This is a genomic window from Kitasatospora sp. NPDC091335, from assembly GCF_044757205.1.
Taxonomy (GTDB): domain Bacteria; phylum Actinomycetota; class Actinomycetes; order Streptomycetales; family Streptomycetaceae; genus Kitasatospora.
On sequence record NZ_JBIVUM010000005.1, the window covers coordinates 291,072 to 309,031 of the forward strand.

Here is a 17,960-nt window from a genome sequence, read left to right on the forward strand (position 1 = left end):
GATGCCGGAACGCGTGGCGCCTCGGCGGAACGCGCGGTGCGTCGCCGGAAGTCGCCGGAAGTCGTCGTCGAGTGCTTCGGAACGGAACCCATGAGCATCTGGCCGCAGTTGCGAAGATCCAGGACCGTCCGGGCCGGCCACGCCACCGGACGGGTGCTGCGCTGCGGACTGATGGACACCATGCTCGCCGACCTCGCCGTCTCGGTGGTGCTCTGCTTCGACCGCCCGCTGGACGACGACCGGCTCGCCGCCGGCCTGGCCCGCGCACTGGAGCGGGTGCCGGTCTTCGCCGGCCGGCTGCGCACCGTCGAGGGCGTCCTGGAGGCGATCTGCGACGACGCCGGCGTGCCGTTCGAGTCCTACACCGTGGAGGGCACGCTCGCCGAGGCGATGGGCCGGGCCACGGCGGTGGGCTCCGAACTGGTCGCCCCGCTGGACGCCCCCGCCGCGCGCGCCGGGGGCGTCCCGCTGCTCACCGTCCGGGTGACCCGTACGGCCGACGGCGGGACGGTGGTCGGCTGCTCCTGGCACCACGCGGTCGGTGACCTGAACAGCTTCATGCTGCTGTTGCGGAGCTGGTCCGCCGCGGTCGAGGGCGAACCGCTTCCGGAGGCCGAACTCGTCGACGATCAGGACGAGTTGCTGGACAAGATACTTCCCGCCGAGGACTGCGGACGGCCCGGCTTCCGGCTGCCCTCGGAGGCGGAGGCGGAGCTGCTGGCCCGCGAGCTGGCGACCGGCCCGCTGGCGAACCGGCTCGTCCAGATCGCCTTCACCGACGCCGAACTGGCCAGGATGAGCGAGGAGTTCGGCGAAGCGGTCGGCCGGCGGCTCTCCTCCGGGGATGTCCTCTGTGCCCACCTGGTCAGCACCCTGCGGGAGTTGGACGGGGATGACGCCGAGCGGATGCTGACCGTGCCGGTCAACGCCCGCCGCTGGCTCGGTCTCCCGCCCGCGCTGGTGGGCAACCTGCTGAGCGAGGTCCACGTGCCGCACCGGCCCGAGGACGGCCCGGCGGCGCTGGCGGGCGCGCTGCGCACGGCGGTCGAGGAGTTCCCGACCGCGCACCTCAACCTCCGCGCCAACCTGTGGTTCCTCGCCTCCCTGGGACGCTCCCGGCTGCGCGACTGCGTGCCGCTGGGCTTCGACCCGGCGGCACGCCGGTTCAGCTTCTCCAACTGGAGCGGCTTCGGCGTCTACACGGTGACCTTTCAGGGGCAGCGCCCGGTGTTCTTCAGCCCGGCGGCCAACTACCCGATCCCGTGGGTCTGCTGGACGGTCGAGGGGTACCGCGGCGAGGGCCGGCTGGCCACCGTCGTGCTGCCCGCCAGGCTCGCCGCCCGGGTCCGCGGAGCGCAGGGCCGGGCGGCGCTGCACCGCTTCCGGCGGGCGGAGGACCAGCCGCCCGCCGCGGCCGGGGTGCTGCCCAAGGTGGTCTGAGCCGCCCCGCACGACGCGAAGCCGGGTGGCCACGGGGACGGTTCCCCGTGGCCACCCGGTGCGGCCCGCGACGGCGGCGGGCCTCGGAAGGACCGCCGGTCAGAAGGACCGCTCGATCGCGGTCCACAGCTGGATCCGGGCGCGCAGCGCGGTGCGGACCGTCTCGGCGCAGGCGTCCCACTTGTCCTGGTCGTCGCCGCACAGGTCGATCAGCATCTGCATCGCCATCGGGGTGTGCTGCTCACCGTCGACCTCGATGTGACGGGCCAGGTAGTCCTTGAAGACGGTGAGCGCGCCCTCCGGGTCGTCGATCCGGATGACCTGGGCGAACATGTCCGGGATCAGGTCCTCGCGGCCGAAGGCGAAGGCGGCGGCCCGGCAGTGCACCGGCGCGTTCTCCACGATCGACCAGGTGGTGGAGCTGAAGTCCAGGGCCGGCTGCGGCACTCCGGCGTTCTTCAGGGCGTCCGGGACGGCGGTGCCCGAACCCAGCAGGGCCAGGAACTCCTCGATCGGCCGCGGGTCGGCCCCGGCCTGCCGCATGCCCTCCACGTACAGCTCGAAGTGGCTGGTGTAGCCCTCGCCGAGCTCGTCGCTCTCCTCGACCAGCACGATCTCGTTGATCAGCCGCCGGCTGGCGGTCGGGCCGTTGGGGACCCACGGCACGTCCACGCAGGTGAGGTCGCGCTGGAGGCTCTTGAGCAGCGACATGAAGTCCCAGACGGCGAAGACGTGGCTGCCCAGGAAGGTGCGGACGCGCTCGATGCCGGTGAGCGCGCGGTACACCGAGTGCTCGACCACCTCGCGGCGCAGCGGGTCGATGGCCTGCTGGAGGCTGGTCAGGCCGGGGTGTGAGCGGTCCCAGTGATAGCGGTTTGCGGACAACGCGACTCCTTGGTCGGGCCGATGGCCTCGGTAGGTCTTCGGTAGGTCTTCGTCGGTCTTCGTCGGTCTTCGGTCGGGCTGGCTGTGGTCAGCGGTGCTTCATCACCAGGTCCAGCGCGTGCCGCAGTTGCTCGCGGCCGGGCTGGACGGCGCGGTCGAGCGCCGGGGCGAAGGGGAGCACGGCGCCGTCCGGGCGGGTGATCCGGCGGGGCGGGGCGACCAGGCGCATCTCCTCGGCGGCGGTGGCCAGCACCTCGGCGCCGAAGCCGCAGCTGCGGTTGGAGTCGTCCAGGACGACCAGCCGCCCCGTGCGCTCCAGCGAGTCGGCGAGCGCCTGCCAGTCGAAGGGGTACACCGTGCGCGGGTCGAGGACCTCCACCGAGAGGTCCGGCGCCAGCTCCTCGGCGACCGCGAGGGCGTCGTGCACCAGGTGCCCGAGGGCGACCACGGTGACATCGGTGCCCGGGCGGTGGATCCGGGCCCGGCCGAGCGGCACGGGCGCGAGTTCCCAGGTGACGGTCTCGCGCACCGGCATCGCGGCGGCGGGCGCGAACACCACGACCGGGTCCGGGTCCCGGATCGCCGAGCGCAGCAGGCCGTAGGCGTCGGTCGGGGTGGCGGGCACCACGGTCTTCACCCCGGCGTGCGCGAACAGGCTGTACGGGTGGTCGGAGTGCTGTCCGGCCCAGCCGTCCCGGGAGCCGGAACCGGGCACCAGGCAGGTCAGTGGGACGGTGGCCTGGCCGCCGGTCATCAACGAGAACTTGTGGGCCTGGTTGACGAGTTGCTCGAAGACCAGGAACAGCAGGGACGGGATCTGGAACTCCAGCACCGGACGCCGGCCGGCCAGCGCGGCGCCGACCGCCATCGAGGTGAAGGCCTGCTCGGACAGCGGGGTGTCGACGATCCGTCCGGGCCCGAAGCGGTCCAGCAGACCGAGCGTGGGCCCGGCCAGACCGGCGCCGATGTCCTCGCCGAAGACGCAGACCGCCGGATCGGCGGCGAGTTCGTCGGCCAGGGCCCGGTTCAGCGCCTTGGTGTACGAGAGCCTGGTCACGGTGTCACTCCCGCCCGGGGCCGCAGCCCGTCGGCGTACAGGTGGTCCAGCGCGCCCGCCGGGTCAGGGTGCTCGGAAGCGAGGGCGAACTCCTCGGCGGCGGCGAGCTGTTCGGCCACCGACCGGTCCAGCCCTGCGACCGTCGCGGGGTCGAGCAGGGCGGCGGCCCTGGGGAGCGGGTCGCGCTCGCGCCAGGCCTCGACCTCCTCGGGGGCGCGGTAGCGCAGCTTCATCCGGCGCTCCATGGTGTGGTGGCCCTCGTAGCGGTAGGTGCGGCAGGCCAGGAAGCCGGGGCCGCCGCCGCTCCTGGCCCGCCCGACGGCGCGCAGCGCGGCGGCGCGGACGGCCTCGGTGTCCATGCCGTCCACCTCCTCGGCGGGGATGCCGAAGGCGGCCGCCCGTCCGGTGGCACTGCCCGCGACGGCGGTGGCGGCGGGCAGGGTGGTGGCGTAGCCGTTGTCCTCGCAGACGAACAGCACCGGCAGGCGCCACATCGCGGCGAGGTTGAGCGACTCCAGCAGGACGCCCTGGTTGAGCGCGCCGTCGCCGAAGAAGGCCACCGCGACCGGCATCCGGCCGGCCGGGTCCGCCGGGCCCGAGCCGGTCGAGCCGGCTTCGGCCCGCGCCGCCCAGGCGGCGCCGACCGCGATCGGCGCACCCGCGCCGACCATGCCGTTGGCCCCGAGGATGCCCAGCGAGAAGTCGGCGGCGTGCATCGAGCCGCCCCGGCCGCCGTTCGACCCGCCGACCCGCCCCAGGAGTTCGGCCAGCAGCCGGTGCGGCGCGGTGCCCCGGGCGAGCACGTGGCCGTGGCCGCGGTGGGTGCTGGCGAGCCGGTCGGCCGGACCGAGCGCGGAGCAGACGCCGACCGCGACGGCCTCCTGCCCGATGTACGGGTGGATGCCGCCGGGGATCGCGCCGGCCTTCACCAGGCCGAGCGCCAGCTCCTCGAAGCCGCGGATCAGCCGCAGCATCCGGTAGCGCTCGGCCGGGGTGTCCAGCGGGGCCGGACCGCCCGGCGCCGGACGGCCGTCGGCCGGGTGTGCGGGCGCGGTCACGGCCGGCCCCGCCAGACCGCCGGGCAGAACTCCGGGTCGGCGTAGTCCGGCCGGCCGTCCTCCGTGAGACGCACCAGCACGTCGTGGTTGTACACCACGGCCTCGCCGTCCGCCCGGTCGTGCCGGCGGTACTCGTTGGCGCCGTCCTGGAGGTGCAGCGAGACCGCCCGGCGCGGGTACGAGGCCAGGTTGGGCCCGCTGCCGTGGTAGGTGCGGCAGTGGTGGAAGGAGATGTGGCCGCGCGGGATCAGCATCGGCACCTTGCGCACCTGCTGCCCGTTGTGGGCGGCGTTGGCGGACAGGATGTCCTCGAGTTCGGAGCCGTCACGGTCGGCGAAGTGCCGGGTGGAGTCCTCGCCGGAGGGCAGCTCCTGCCAGCGGTGGCTGCCGTCGACCATGGTGATGGTGCCGTTCTCCTCGCGGCAGTCGTGGAACGGGATGAAGGCGGTGAGCATCTCCTCGGAGGTGCAGGTCTGCCAGTAGTGCTTGTCGAAGTGCCACGGCACCCGGTTGCTGGGCTCCTCGGGCACCGGCGGCTTGTAGATGAGCGTCGACTGGAAGACCCGGATCTCCTCGGCCCCGGCGAGCAGGGCGGCCACCGCGCCGACCAGCGGCTTGCGCAGGATCGCGCCGACGGCGTCGCTCTCGTAGTGCACGTAGTCGTTGTGCCGCTGGACCGGGCCGTCCTCGGGCCGCCAGGAGGCCAGCCGGGGCGGCCGGCCGGGCAGTTCGCGGTCCCGGTGGCCGGCGTAGTACTCCTCGGTGGCGGCCTGGAGGGCGTCCAGTTCCTCGTCGCTGAAGAGTCTGCGGGACAGGTACCAGCCGTGTTCGCGGTAGTGCGCCACCTCCTCGGGGGTGGGCAGCAGGGCGAGTTCGGCCTCGGTGAGCCGGAAGCCGGGGGCTGGGGTCATCGGACGGGCCTCCTTCGGATGTGCGGGGGCGGGCCGCTCGGCGTCGGGGTTCTGGCGCTCGACGGCCTCGTAGAGGGCCTTGATGTTCGCGGTGCCGAACGTACCCGCTCCCTGGCGCTCGATCAGTTCGAGGAAGTAGGTGCGCCGGGGGTGTGTCGAGCGGGCGAAGATCTGGAACAACTGGCCCCCGTGGTCCTGGTCGACCAGGACGTTCAGGTCGCGCAGGGTCTCCACCGGGATGGCGGTCTCGCCGACGCGCTCGGCCAGGGCGTCGAAGTAGGCGCCCGGCGTGGTGAGGAACTCCACGCCGCGCTCCCGGGCGGTCCGGACGGCGCCGGCGATGTCGCGGGTGCTGAAGGCGAGGTGCTGGACGCCGGCCCCGCCGTGGGCGGCGAGGAAGTCGTCGATCTGGCCGGGCCGCCGGGTGGGGTCGGGCTCGATCAGGGTGAAGGTGACGCCGCCGGAGGGGCTCTGCACCACCTTGGAGTCCATCGCCTGCTCGCCGACCTCGATGTACTCCTCGAAGATCGTGCGGAAGCCCAGCGCGGCCTCGCAGAACCGTACGGAGTCCGCGAGCGATCCGGCCGGCAGGCAGATCGCGACGTGGTCGAGGTCGTCCAGCAGACGGGGCTCCGGGGTGGGGCCGTCCGTCCCGAGCGGCACCAGGCGCAGCGCGGTGTCGCCGAAGCCGGCGATCAGGCGGCCGGCCCGGTCGAGCACCCGGGCGCCGTGCCGCTCGGCGTGTTCCAGCGCTGCCGCCGGGTCGGCGCAGCCGAGCGCGAGGACCGCGACGCCGTCGCCGTGCCGGGAGACGTACTCGGCCACCGGGTGCTCCGGGTCGGCGGCGGAGGTCAGGTGCAGCCGGATGGTGCCCTGGCGCAGCGCGATGGTGCGGGCGCCGTCCGGCGTGGTGGCGGGCGCGTCGGCGGTGAAGCCGTGGTCGGCGCCGAGGCCGGCCGCGGCCTTGTCGGCGTCCGCGCAGTGGAACTCGACGTGGGTGATGGTCTGGATGGACAACGGGATCTCCCCCCGGAGGGATGGTGGATCGAGGATCGGCGCGCTGCCGCCGCGCGGCGGCGGGCGGCGGCAGCGGGCGAGGGCTAGCGGGTCGACCGGGTGGAGGCCGGGCCGAGGATCAGGCTGAGGTTGTGGCCGCCGAAGGCGAAGGCGTTGCTCAGCGCGGCGCGCACCGGGGTGGACCGGGCGGCGCCCCGGACGTGGTCCAGGTCGCAGGCCGGGTCGGGGTCGGTGAGGTTGAGGGTCGGCGGCAGCGTTCCCCTGGCCACCGCCAGGGCGGTCACCGCCGCCTCCAGCGCGCCCGCGGCGCCCAGGAGGTGGCCGGTGGCGCCCTTGGTGGAGCTGACCGCGGGCGGCCGGGCGCCGAACACGGCGTTCAGGGCGGCGGTCTCGGCGACGTCGCCGAGCTTGGTGCCGGTGCCGTGGGCGTTCACGTAGTCGATGTCGCCCGGGGCGAGGCCCGCGTTGGCGAGGGCGGCGCGCATCGCGTCGGCGGCGCCGGTGCCGTCGGGGCGGGGCATGGTCGGGTGGTGGGCGTCGGTGGAGGCGCCCCAGCCGATGACGTCCGCGTACCCGGCGGCGCCGCGCGCCTCGGCGTGCTCGGCCCGCTCCAGGACCAGGACGGCGCTGCCCTCGCCCAGCACGAAGCCGTTCCGGTGGCTGTCGAACGGCCGGCTGGCCTGCGCGGGATCCTCCCAACCATGCGCCAGCGCACGGGCGTTGGTGAAGGCGGCGGCGATGGTCGGGTGCAGCGAGGACTCGGTGCCGCCGCACACCACCACGTCGGCGTCGCCGGCCCGGATCAGCCGCAGCCCCTCGGCGATCGCCTGGGCGCCGGCCGCGCAGGCCGTCACCACGGCGGAGCTGTAGCCCCGGATGCCGTGCTTGATGGCGATCCTGGCGGCGGCCATGTTGGAGAGCATGCCGGGCAGCAGGTACGGGCTGACGCCGGGCCGTCCGCGCTCCAGGCGGCGGTGGGACTGCTGCTCGAAGGTCTCCAGTCCGCCGCCGCCGGTGGCCAGCACCACGGCGGTGCGGTGCGGGTCGGCGTCCCGGCCTACGGCCAGGCCGGCGTCGGCGAGCGCGTCGTCGGCGGCGGCCAGGGCGAGCAGCACGAAGCGGTCCACGCAGCGGGTCTCGGTGGGCGGCAGCACCTCCCTGCCGTCCACGGCGGGGGCGAGCCCGGCGGCGGGCAGCCAGCCGTGGGCGGCGTGGCCCTCGGGGAGGGCGCTCAGGCCGGAGCGGCCGGCGGTGAGCGCCTCGAACACCTCGGCGGGCTCGCGGCCGAGCGGGGAGACCAGGCCGATGCCGGTGACGACGGCTCCGGGGCGGGCGTTCATGCGGGTACCTCGCTTCGCTCGGCGGTCGCTCGGTGCGACGCGGACCTCTGGGCGGTCGCCCGGTGCGACGCGGACCTCTGGGCGGTCGCCCGGTGCGACGCGCGCCTCCCGGCGGTTCGCCCGCTCACGCGCCCACCGCCGCCAGGTGGACCTGCCGCAGCAGGACCTTGCGGACCTTGCCGGTCGGGCCGAGCGGGATGTCGCCGGGGGAGACCACCAGCACCTTGCGGACGGTCGCGGCGGCGGCCTCGTCCAGGGCGGCGACGACCGCCGCGGTGCGGTCCGCGGCCTGGTCGGCGTCCGCGGCGAGGAGCAGCAGCACGTCGGTGACCACGTGCTCGCCGTCGCGCACCGCGACCACCGTGCAGTCCAGCACGTCGGGGCAGGCGGCCAGCACGCGCTCCTCCGACATGGCGGTGAACAGCCGCTTGCCGTCGCCGAGTTCGACCGAGTCGACGGCCCGGTCCACGTGGTAGTAGTAGCCCTCCTCGTCCCGGTACATCAGGTCCCCGGTGAGGAAGCGGCCGCGCAGCCGGGTGCGGAAGGTGGTGGCCGAGTCGTTCCAGTAGCCGAGCGCCAGGGTGGGTGAGGTGGTGGCGAGTTCGCCGACCTCGCCGGGGCCGAGCGGCTCGCCGTCGGGGCCGACCACCTCGCAGTCGACGAAGGCGTGCGGGCGGCCCACGCAGCGCCCGTAGCGCTCGGTGCCGGGGCCGTGGGTGATGAAGAAGTGCGAGTGGCCCATCTCGGTGGAGCCGAGGCCGTCCACGAACTGGGAGCCGGGGACGCGGGCGCGGCCGGCCCGGGTGACGGTCTCCCGGCTGCCGGTGGCGATCAGCCGGCGGATGTGCACCTCGTGGGCGCAGTCGCCGGTGTTCCACCAGAGCGCGACGGAGGCCAGGTCCCTGGCGGTGAGGTCGTGGCGGGCGAGGTCGGCCCAGGTGGCGGCGAAGCCGATCACCCCGGTGGGCTGCCACTGCTCGATCGCGTCCAGCACGCCGTCGCCGGACTGCCGGGAGAGCAGGGCGAGTTCGGTGTGCGAGCTGAGCGCGAGGTTGAGCGCGATCAGGGTGGCGGCGTGCGGGGCGGGCAGCGCGCTGAGCATCCGCTCCTGGCCCTGTGGGCGGGGCAGTCGCAGCCGGTGGCGGATCGCCGCGTACAGGCTCGCGTGGGAGTGGACGACCGCCTTGGGCATTCCGGTGGTGCCGGAGGAGTGGGTGATCGCCACCGGGTCGCCGGACCAGTGCCGGTACGGCTCGGGTGCCGCGTCCGGGTCACCGGCGCCGAGGGTGGCGATCTCGGGCAGCAGCGGGGCGCCGGGGTCGTGACCGGCCAGCGCGTCCAGGTGGGCCGGGTCGGCGAGGACGCCGGCCGCGCCGAGGCGGGCGATGTAGCGGGCGGCGCGCTCGCCGTCCAGGTTGGGGTTGAGCAGCGCGGGGATGGCGCCGAGCCGGGCCAGGGCGAGGAAGGAGAGCACGTGGTCGGCGGCGTCGCTCGCGTACACCACCACCGGGTCGCGCCGGGTGATGCCCAGGCCGTGCAGCGCGGCGGCGCGGGCCCGGACGGCGCGGTCCAGCTCGCGCAGGGTGAACGGCTGCCAGGCGGGGTGGTCGTCCACCGCGGTGTCGAAGCGGAGCAGCGGCACGTCCAGGTCCTGCCCGAGGGCGATCCGGGCGGTCAGGACGTTGCCGGCGCCCACGTCGGGGTCGTCCGCGAGCTGGGTGCGGAGGCTGCGGATGGTCACGGGGGTGGATCCCTCCCTCGGGGCCGGTGGGTGGCCCGGGCGGCTGATCAGGTGGCAGGTCGGTCGGCCGCGCGGGCGGCGGGGTGGCCACGGGGCGGCGGGCGGGTTCGGGCGGGGCGCTGGTGTGCCGGGTGCGGCTGCGTCAGGCGTCGGGCCTCGATGATTGGTACGGCCGGGGGCCGGTGGCGGGTTCACTTCCCCCGGATTCGGTCCGGCTCGGGTCCGGCCCGGTTCGGCCCGGTTCGGCCGTCCGGGTTCAGGCCGGCGGGCCGGCGAGCAGGACGGCGGCGGCCTGGTCCCCGTCCGGTGTCTGTTCGACGGCGATGGCCAGCACGTGGTCGGCGTCGCCGTCCGCCAGCAGCAGCGCGGCGAACTCGAACACCTCGGCCGGGACGCGGCCGGGGTCGGCCTCGGCCAGGGAGATCGCCGCGACGGGGCCGGTCAGGCCCCAGCGCGCGGAGACGTGTCCGAGGACGGCGTTGGGGTTGGACTGGAAGAACAGCAGCGGTCCGGTCCGCTGTCCGGGTTCGGCGCTCCGTTCGATGGCCCGCGCGGTCTCCAGGTCGCCGCTCGCGCTGGCCAGCAGCAGAGCGGTCCGTCCGGGGGCGGGCGGTGGGCCGTGGTGGGCGCGCAGACAGCGCTCGGCGGTGTCGGCGACCAGCGGGTTGAAGCCGGAGGCGGCGAAGCCGGGCAGCGGTGGCGGTGGCCCGTCCAGGCCGGGCGCGGGGCGGCGGGCCTCGGCGAGGATCCGCAGTCCGTGGGTGTGGTCGTCAGGGGTGGTCATGGCGGTGATGGTCATCCCGGGGCCAGCAGCAGCGCGGTGTTGGCGCCGCCGAAGGCGGAGTTGAGGCTGAGTGCGTACGAGGGGCGGGCGGCGCGCGGGCCGTCCAGGACGAGGTCCAGGGCGAGGTCCGGGTCGGGGCCGAGCCAGCCGGCGTTGACCGGGAGCAGTCCGGTTTCCAACGCGCCGATGGTGACGGCGAGTTCGAGCAGTGCCGAGGCTTCCAGGGCGTGCCCGTGCACGGACTTGCTGGAGCTGACCGGCAGGCGGTCGGTGTGCGGGCCGAACACGCTGCGCAGGGCGTTGGCCTCGGCCCGGTCGGCGAGCGTGGAGCCGGTGCCGTTGGCGTTGACGTAGCCGATCTCGGCCGGGGCGACGCCCGCGCGGGTGAGCGCGGCCTCGATCGCCCGGACCGCCCCGGTGCCCTCCGGCTCCGGGCGGCAGACGTGGTGGGCGTCCCCGGCCCGGCCCCAGCCGGCCAGCCGGGCGAGCGTGGACGCACCGCGCCGTTCGGCGGCCGGGGCGGCCTCGACCAGGACGGCGGCGGCCGCGTCGGCGAGCAGAGTGCCGGTGCGGCCGGCGCTGAACGGGCGTGCCTCGCCGTCCCTGGCCAGCGCCCGTCCGGCGTCGAAGACCGCGAACACGCCCGGTTCGACCAGGTGTCCGGCCGCGACCAGGACCCGCTCGTGCCGTCCGCCGGCCACCAGGGCCCCGGCGTCGGCGACGGCGGTCGCGGCGGCCACACAGGCGCCGGTGTAGACCCGGGTGACACCGGGCGCGCCCCAGTCGGTACGGAGTCCCGCGGCCACCGCGTCGGCGGTGGCGCGGGTGCGTTCGTCGCTGTGCAGCGCGAGCAGCACGGGCAGCCCGGCACCCTCGGCGGCGGTCAGCCCGGCCTGTCGGCAGGCCTGGCCGATCGCGTCGAGCACGGCCCCGGCCAGCGGGAAGGTGCGGGCCAGTGGCAGGGTGTCGGGGAACAGCGCGGCGCTGGTGGTGCGGCGGGCGCTCACGTCGAAGCGGGTGACCGGGCCGAAAGCGGTCTTGCCGTACGCGGCGGCCTCGGTGAGCGCGTCGAGGCCGCGCCCGGCGGCGCTGAGCACGCCGACGCCGGTGACCACCGGCCGCCCGGCCGCCGGGCCCGGCGGTCCCGAGCCCGTGCTGGCGGGGTTCACGGCCGGGCGCCCGCGCGGTCGGCGAGGACGGCCTCGCGCAGCAGCTCGGTGGCGTCGTCGACGGTCCTGACCGCGCCGAAGCGGTCGTCGTCCAGGTCCAGCTGGAGCCCGTACCGCTGCTCGAACTCGGCTATCAGCCACGTGAGTTCGAGCGATCCGAGGTCCTCGGGCACGGCGTCGACGGCGCGCTGCCCGAACGCCGCCAGCATGGTCAGGACCTCGGCCCGGTCCGGCAGGGCGTCGCGGAGCGGGGTGCCGGTCACGCGGCGCTGCCGGAGGTGGCGGCGAGGGCGTCGACCCGGCGGGTGACGTCGGCGGTGAACTCGTCCAGCGTCATCAGCGCGGTGGTCTCCATCTCGTCCAGGTCGAACTTGATCCCGAACTCGTCCTCGACCTGCACGGACAGGTCGGCCAGCGCGAGGGATTCGAGGTCCAGCCCGGCCGGGCCGAGGTCGGTGTCCCCGGTGACCTCGGAGACGTCGTACTGCATCTCGGCGAGTGCCGCCAGGACGAAGACGCGGATGCGGTCCTGCATGGTGGTGTGCTCCTTGTCGGGGGTGGTGCGGATCGTCGGGGTGGTGGTGCGGACGGATCGGGGCCGCGCCCGGGGTACGGCCGGGGCGGCGGGGCTGCGGTCAGCCGACGGCGGCCGCGGCCGCGGCGCCCGCGCGCAGGGCGGCCGGGTCGCGCAGCAGCTTTCCGGTGGCGGTGCGGGGGAGTACGGGGAGCAGGGCGAGCCGGCGCGGCCGCTTGTAGGCGGCGAGCCGGCGGGCCAGCCCGTCCTGGACGGAGGTGAGGTCGGCGGCCGGTTCGGTGGTCAGGTAGGCCTCGATCGCGCCGCGGTCGAAGACCACCACGGCCTCGCGGACCCCGGGCAGCGCGGTGAGCGTCTGCTCGACCTCGGTGAGGTCGACCTTCAGCCCGCCGATCGAGACCTGGGAGTCCAGCCGGCCGAGCACGGTGACCAGGCCGTCGGCGGCCAGCCCGGCGGCGTCCCTGGTGTGCAGCCAGCCGTCCGACCAGCGGGTCGGATCGTCCAGCCCGGGGTACGGGGAGGAGGCCGAGCCGAGCTGCAACTCGCCCTTCACCAGGCGCATCCGCATGCCGTGCACGGGCTGCTTGGCGGGGTGGAGCGTGCCGGAGAGGTCGGTGGCGATCACCCCGGTCTCGGTCATCCCGTACATGGTGCCGAGCGGGACGCCGTAGCGTTCGGTGAACAGCGCGGGCAGGCCGGGCCGGACGAGTTCGCCCGCCACGACCATCCGTCGCAGCCAGGGCAGCGGAGGCGGAGCGACCGCTCCCGCCAGCAGTTCGGCGTGGAACGGCACCCCGATCACGGTGGTCGGCCGGTCGCTCCCGGCGACCTCGGCGAGGATGCCCGCCGCCGTCATTCGCTCCGGCACGGTGAGCGCGACCCTGGCGTGCAGGCTGTTGAGCAGCCCGCCGACCAGGCCGAGCACGTGCACCACCGAGGAGAGCAGGATGACCCGCTCGCCCTCGCCGGGGAACTCCACCAGCCTCCGGTAGCAGTCCAGTTCGCGCAGCAGGTCGGCCGCCGTGCGGGCGATGACCTTGGCCGGACCGGTGGATCCGGAACTCAGCTGGATCAACGCGTGTCCGGTGCGGGCCGGGCGCCCGTCCGCCAGCGGAACGGCCACCGGCTCGACTTCGGAGAAGCCGCGCAGGGCCGCCGCGGACCGATGGGCGGAGCCTACCAGCACCTGAGGGGCCAGCCGCGCGACCGCCGCGTCGATCTCATGGTCGGTCAACCGATGGTCGAGGAGTGCGACTTGGGCACCGAGCCGCCAGCAGGCCAGCAGCACCGCGACGAACGCCACGGAGGGCGGCAGCCGCAGGGCCGCCGTCCCGCCGCGCCCGAGCCCGGCGGCGGCGAGCCGGTCGGACTGCTCCTCGACCAGGGCGCGCAGGGCGTCCCGGTCGAACGGCGCGCCGAGGCGCAGGCACTCGTCGCCGCCGGGGCCGGCCAGCAGCAGCCGGTCGACCCAGGAGTCCGGGGCGTCGGAGTGCGGCTGGAAGGCAGGCGGAAGTACGGAGGGGGAAAAGCCGGTCAACACGGCTCCACACAAGTAAGGGGATTGACATGGACGCCGTTAAACAAACCAAACGGCCAATTCCGTGGCCAGACCATGGCACAGACGAATGGTCAAATCAAGGTCTATACCAATGCGGAAGTTGCTCCTACGCTGCCCCATCGGGACTGGTCCGCGCGTGGCCGTCCTGGAACGAGGAATGCCCGTGGGAGCTCTCACGCTGGCCGGGGTCGAGCGCGCGGCACGTGCGCAACTCCCACCGGAAATATGGGATTTCATTGAAGGCGGCAGCGGCGCGGAACGCACCCTGACGGCCAACCGGGAGATGTTCGGACGCCATGCACTGCGCCCGCGGACCCTGGTCGACGTCTCCGCCTGCGACCCGGCGCTGACCCTGTTCGGCGCACCGCTGCGACTCCCGCTCGGGATCGCCCCGATGGCCTACCACCGGCTGATCGACCCGGAGGGCGAGACCGCCACCGCGCGCGCCGCCGGCCGGGCCGGCGCCCTGCTGGTCGCCGGGATGTTCGCCAGCCGGACCCTGGAGGAGATCGCCGAGGCCGCCACCGGCCCGCTCTGGCTCCAGCTGTACTGGCTGCGCGAACGCGCCGCCCTCGCCGCCCTGGTGGAACGCGCCGAGGCGGCCGGCTACGGCGCGCTGGTGCTGACCGTGGACGCCCCGAGGATCGGCCGCCGGCTGCGCGACCTGCGCAACGGCTTCGCCATCCCGCCCGCCGTCCGCGCGGTCAACCTGGACCCGGCCCTGATGTCCGCGAGCCACCGGGCCGCCGGAGGCAGTTCGGGCATCGCCGAGCACGCCCGCGAGCAGTTCGACCCCACCCTGAGCTGGGCCGACCTGGCCTGGCTGCGCGAACGCACCCGGCTGCCCCTGGTCCTCAAGGGCATCCTCACCGCCGAGGACGCCCGGCTGGCCGTCGAGCACGGCGTCGACGCCGTCCTGGTCTCCAACCACGGCGGACGCCAACTCGACGGCGCGATCCCGGCCCTGGCCGCCCTCCCCGAAGTGGTCGACGCCGTTCCCGCCGGACTGCCGGTGCTGTTCGACGGCGGCGTGCGCAGCGGCACCGACATCGTGACGGCCCTGGCCCTCGGCGCCCGCGCCGTGCTGGTCGGCCGCCCCGCCTTCTGGGGCCTGGCCACCGACGGCGAGGCCGGCGTGCACCGGGTGCTCGACCTGCTGGGCGAGGAACTGGAGCACACCATGGCCCTGTTGGGCCGCCCCACCCTCGCCGACCTGGACCGCACCGTCCTCGCGCCCTGGCCCTGCCCGGTCCGCTGAGCCCCGGCGGGGGCCGGTCCGCACCTGCCACCTCCCCGAACGCCGCGCGTGACGGTTGAACCGCGCGGCACCCGAGTTGAACCGCGCGGCACCCGAACCGCGTTATCCCACCAGGAGGCCCGACACATGAACGAGCAGAACGAGCGATTCCCGGGCTGGGACTGGGACGACCCGGACGGTCTGGCTGCCCGCCTGGACACCTTCAGCGAGCAGGTAGCCACCTGCGAGACGCTCGAAGCACATCCCGGCGGGCTGCCGCGCGACCACGCGGGCTTCCGCGAACTCGGGCTCACCGGCATCGAGTTCGCAGCGTTCAGGACCGCCCACCCGGAAGGGCTCGGCAGCGACCTCGCCACCCTGCGCAGCCCCGGCGCCACCGCCGAGCCCGGCACCCTCTACCGGGTCGACGGCGACCGCTGGTTCACCCGTCTCGACATCTCCGAGGCGCTGCCCTTCGCCGACGCCAGCGTCGACTGGGTGTATGCCGAGCACCTGATCGAGCACGTCACCATGCCCGTCGCCGTCGGCTGGCTGCGCGAGGTCCGCCGGGTGCTGCGCCCCGGCGGCGTGCTGCGCGTGACCACCCCCGACCTCGCCCGCTACCTGGTCGGCTACGCCACCGACGACGGGTTCCTCGCCAAGCACCGGCGCCGGCTGACCACCCTCGGCTTCGGCCCCCCGATGCCCGCGCGTCCCGCCTTCCTGGTCAACCAGATCTTCCGGCACTTCGGTCACCAGTGGATCTACGACCTGGACGAGCTGCGGCACGTCCTCACCCGGGCCGGCTTCGACCCCGACCGGATCCGCAAGTGCGCCTACCGGCAGGGAGTCCGGTCCGACGTCGCCGACCTCGACACGGCCTTCCGCACCGATGAGACGATCTACGTCGAGGCAGATCGCTGAGCCCGGCCCACCGCACCGAACGGACCCGCCCCATGCCCCTGCACCCCCAGGCCGAGGCCCTGCGCGCCCGGCGCGCGAGCAGCGGTACCCCGCAGCTCTACACCCTCACCGTCGACGACGCCCGCGCCGCCGACCTCGCGGACATCCTCGCGACCGCCGGAACGCCCGAGCCGGTCGCCGCCGTCGAGGAGCACCGCATCCCGGGCCCCGGTGGCGAACTCGCCCTGCGGCTCTACCGACCCGAGGCGCCCGGCCGCCGACTGCCCGCCCTGCTCTACCTGTTCGGCGGCGGCTGGACGCTCGGCTCGCCCGACACCAGCGACGCCATCTGCCGCCGGCTCACCAACGCCGTCGGCTGCGTCACCGCGTCCGTCGGCTACCGGCTCGCCCCCGAACACCCCTTTCCCGCGGCGCTGCACGACTGCCGTGCCGCGCTGGTCCAACTCGTCGAGCGTGCCGAGGAGTTCGGCATCGACCCGGACCGGGTCGCGCTCGGCGGCGACAGCGCCGGCGGCAACCTCACCGCCGCGCTCACCCTGCTGCTGCGCGCCGAGGGCGGCCCGGCCGTGCGCCACCAGCTGATGGTCTACCCCTGCACCGACCACGCCGCCGACACCCCGTCGCTGCGCGAGAACGACGACCCGGCGCTGTTCAACCGCCGCTCGGTCGCCTGGTACTGGGACCACTACCTGGCCGACCGGGGCGACGGCGACAGCCCGTACGCCTCCCCGCTGCGCGCCGCCGGCCTGGCCGGCCTGCCGCCCGCGACCGTCCTGACCGCCGAGTACGACCCGCTGCGGGACGAGGGCGAGCAGTACGCCGAGGCGCTGCGCGCCGCCGGGGTGCCGGTGACGCTGCGCCGCTACCAGGGCATGCCGCACGGCTTCTTCGCCATGACCGGCACCCTGGACGCCGCCGCCGAGGCCCAGGCGTACGCGGCCGACTGCCTCCGGGAGGCGCTGCGGTGAACCTCCGTCTGGACGAGCTGCACGCCTCCCTGTCCGACCCGCTGCTGGACGCGATGACCTTCCTCAACGAGGTCACCACCCGCTACCCGGACGCGGTCTCCTTCGCCCCCGGCCGCCCCTACGAGGGCTTCTTCGAACCCGAGGACGTCCCCGCCTACCTGGAGACCTACCTCGACCACCTGGCCGACCGGGGCCTGGGCCGGGACGCGGTGCGCACCGCGCTGTTCCAGTACGGCCCGACCAAGGGCGTCATCAACGAGCTGGTCGCCCGCTCGCTGGCCAACGACGAGGGCCTGACCGTCGACCCCGCCGCCGTGGTGCTCACCGTCGGTGCCCAGGAGGGCATGCTGCTGACGCTGCGCGCGCTGTGCGCCGGCCCCGACGACGTGCTGCTGGTCAGCTCGCCCTGCTACGTCGGCGTCACCGGAGCGGCCCGGCTGCTCGACCTGACCGTCCGCCCGGTCCCCGAGGGCCCGGACGGCGGCCCCGACCCGGAGGCGGTCCGGGCCGCGGCCAGGGCCGTGCGCGCCGAGGGCCGCCGCCCGCGCGCCCTCTACGTCGTCCCGGACTTCGCCAACCCCTCCGGGACCAGCATGCCGGTGGCGAGCCGCACCGGGCTGCTGGAGGCCGCGGCCGAGGAGGGCGTGCTCGTCATCGAGGACAACCCGTACGGCTTCTTCTCCCGCACCCCGGGAGTGCGGCCCACCCTGAAGGCGATGGACCGCGGCCGCCAGGTCGTCTACCTGGGCTCCTTCGCCAAGACCTGCTTCCCCGGGGCGCGCCTCGGCTACGTGGTCGCCGACCAGGAGGTGGCGGGCCCCGACGGGCGGCACAGCCTGCTCGCGGACGAGCTGGCCAAGCTGAAGAGCATGACGACGGTCAACACGCCCGCGCTCAGCCAGGCCGTCATCGGCGGCATGCTGCTGACCCACGACTGCCGCCTGCGGGCCGCCAACGCCCGTGCCACGGCCCACTACGCGGCCGGCATGGACACCCTGCTGCGGGAGCTGGACCGGCACTTCCCCGCCTCCGTTCGGCGCCGGCTGGGCCTCTCCTGGAACCGGCCCGACGGAGGATTCTTCGCCGTGCTGACAGTGCCGTTCGTCGCCGACGAGGCGGCCATGGAGCGCTGCGCCCGCGACCACGGGGTGCTCTGGACGCCGATGGCGCCGTTCTACCCGGCGGGCGGCGGCGAGCACCGGCTGCGGCTGTCGGTCAGCTCGCTGACGCAGGCGCAGATCATCGACGGGGTGGCCAGGCTGGCGGCCTTCATGGCGGTCTGAGACCGCTCGGGAACGACGGAGGGGCGCGGCTCGTGGAAACGAGCCGGGCCCCT

The 17,960-nt window shown here is 74.9% G+C and carries 15 protein-coding genes and 1 pseudogene; 5 read left to right on the forward strand and 11 right to left on the reverse strand.

The annotated features are described in order from the left end of the window. The first annotated feature begins 90 nt into the window (after positions 1-90). Positions 91-1,440, forward strand: coding sequence for an acyltransferase (locus ACIQOW_RS14970; protein ID WP_401084177.1), 1,350 nt, complete (start codon positions 91-93; stop codon positions 1,438-1,440). Between the two features lie 99 nt (positions 1,441-1,539). On the opposite strand, the gene ACIQOW_RS14975 is transcribed toward ACIQOW_RS14970, so the two are convergent. The 11 genes from ACIQOW_RS14975 to ACIQOW_RS15025 form a co-directional block, all read right to left on the reverse strand. After that, positions 1,540-2,325, reverse strand: coding sequence for a DUF3050 domain-containing protein (locus tag ACIQOW_RS14975; protein WP_401084179.1), 786 nt, complete (start codon positions 2,323-2,325; stop codon positions 1,540-1,542). A gap of 88 nt (positions 2,326-2,413) precedes the next feature. Next, positions 2,414-3,382 (reverse strand): alpha-ketoacid dehydrogenase subunit beta, encoded by a 969-nt coding sequence (locus ACIQOW_RS14980; RefSeq protein WP_401084181.1) that lies wholly within the window; start codon positions 3,380-3,382, stop codon positions 2,414-2,416. Beyond that, on the reverse strand, positions 3,379-4,440 hold the full coding sequence (locus ACIQOW_RS14985) for a thiamine pyrophosphate-dependent dehydrogenase E1 component subunit alpha (protein ID WP_401084183.1): 1,062 nt from the start codon (positions 4,438-4,440) through the stop codon (positions 3,379-3,381). Before ACIQOW_RS14985 ends, ACIQOW_RS14980 begins: the two co-directional genes overlap by 4 nt. Continuing rightward, on the reverse strand, positions 4,437-6,368 hold the full coding sequence (gene hppD / locus ACIQOW_RS14990) for a 4-hydroxyphenylpyruvate dioxygenase (RefSeq protein WP_401084185.1): 1,932 nt from the start codon (positions 6,366-6,368) through the stop codon (positions 4,437-4,439). Before hppD ends, ACIQOW_RS14985 begins: the two co-directional genes overlap by 4 nt. An 83-nt stretch (positions 6,369-6,451) precedes the next feature. Continuing rightward, complete coding sequence (locus tag ACIQOW_RS14995; protein WP_401084187.1) at positions 6,452-7,708, reverse strand: beta-ketoacyl-[acyl-carrier-protein] synthase family protein; 1,257 nt, start codon at positions 7,706-7,708, stop codon at positions 6,452-6,454. Positions 7,709-7,832: 124 nt separating this feature from the next. Continuing rightward, entirely contained in the window at positions 7,833-9,449 is a 1,617-nt protein-coding gene (locus ACIQOW_RS15000; RefSeq protein WP_401084189.1) for a class I adenylate-forming enzyme family protein, read from the reverse strand. Positions 9,450-9,705: 256 nt separating this feature from the next. After that, positions 9,706-10,233, reverse strand: a complete 528-nt coding sequence (locus ACIQOW_RS15005; RefSeq protein WP_401084191.1) for a hypothetical protein — start codon at positions 10,231-10,233, stop codon at positions 9,706-9,708. 11 nt (positions 10,234-10,244) lie between these two features. Continuing rightward, positions 10,245-11,402, reverse strand: coding sequence for a beta-ketoacyl synthase N-terminal-like domain-containing protein (locus ACIQOW_RS15010; protein WP_401084193.1), 1,158 nt, complete (start codon positions 11,400-11,402; stop codon positions 10,245-10,247). Beyond that, on the reverse strand, positions 11,399-11,665 hold the full coding sequence (locus ACIQOW_RS15015; protein ID WP_401084195.1) for an acyl carrier protein: 267 nt from the start codon (positions 11,663-11,665) through the stop codon (positions 11,399-11,401). Before ACIQOW_RS15015 ends, ACIQOW_RS15010 begins: the two co-directional genes overlap by 4 nt. Further along, entirely contained in the window at positions 11,662-11,937 is a 276-nt protein-coding gene (locus ACIQOW_RS15020; protein WP_401084197.1) for a phosphopantetheine-binding protein, read from the reverse strand. The genes ACIQOW_RS15015 and ACIQOW_RS15020 overlap by 4 nt, the downstream gene beginning before the upstream one ends. Before the next feature lie 100 nt (positions 11,938-12,037). Beyond that, positions 12,038-13,477 carry a class I adenylate-forming enzyme family protein gene (locus ACIQOW_RS15025; RefSeq protein ID WP_401084199.1) on the reverse strand — a complete coding sequence of 480 codons (1,440 nt, stop codon included), beginning with the start codon at positions 13,475-13,477 and terminating at the stop codon, positions 12,038-12,040. 175 nt (positions 13,478-13,652) lie between these two features. Between ACIQOW_RS15025 and ACIQOW_RS15030 the strand changes: the two genes are divergently transcribed. The 4 genes and pseudogenes from ACIQOW_RS15030 to ACIQOW_RS15045 form a co-directional block, all read left to right on the forward strand. Next, positions 13,653-14,753 (forward strand): alpha-hydroxy acid oxidase, encoded by a 1,101-nt coding sequence (locus ACIQOW_RS15030; RefSeq protein ID WP_401084201.1) that lies wholly within the window; start codon positions 13,653-13,655, stop codon positions 14,751-14,753. 126 nt (positions 14,754-14,879) lie between these two features. Next, the gene (locus ACIQOW_RS15035) at positions 14,880-15,656 is read left to right on the forward strand and encodes a methyltransferase domain-containing protein (RefSeq protein ID WP_188299038.1); all 777 of its coding nucleotides are present in this window, start codon (positions 14,880-14,882) and stop codon (positions 15,654-15,656) included. Between the two features lie 32 nt (positions 15,657-15,688). Then, on the forward strand, positions 15,689-16,624 hold the full coding sequence (locus ACIQOW_RS15040) for an alpha/beta hydrolase (RefSeq protein WP_401084203.1): 936 nt from the start codon (positions 15,689-15,691) through the stop codon (positions 16,622-16,624). 188 nt (positions 16,625-16,812) lie between these two features. Continuing rightward, positions 16,813-17,907: pseudogene (locus ACIQOW_RS15045) on the forward strand (PLP-dependent aminotransferase family protein); the annotation flags it as partial. Positions 17,908-17,960 lie beyond the last annotated feature (53 nt).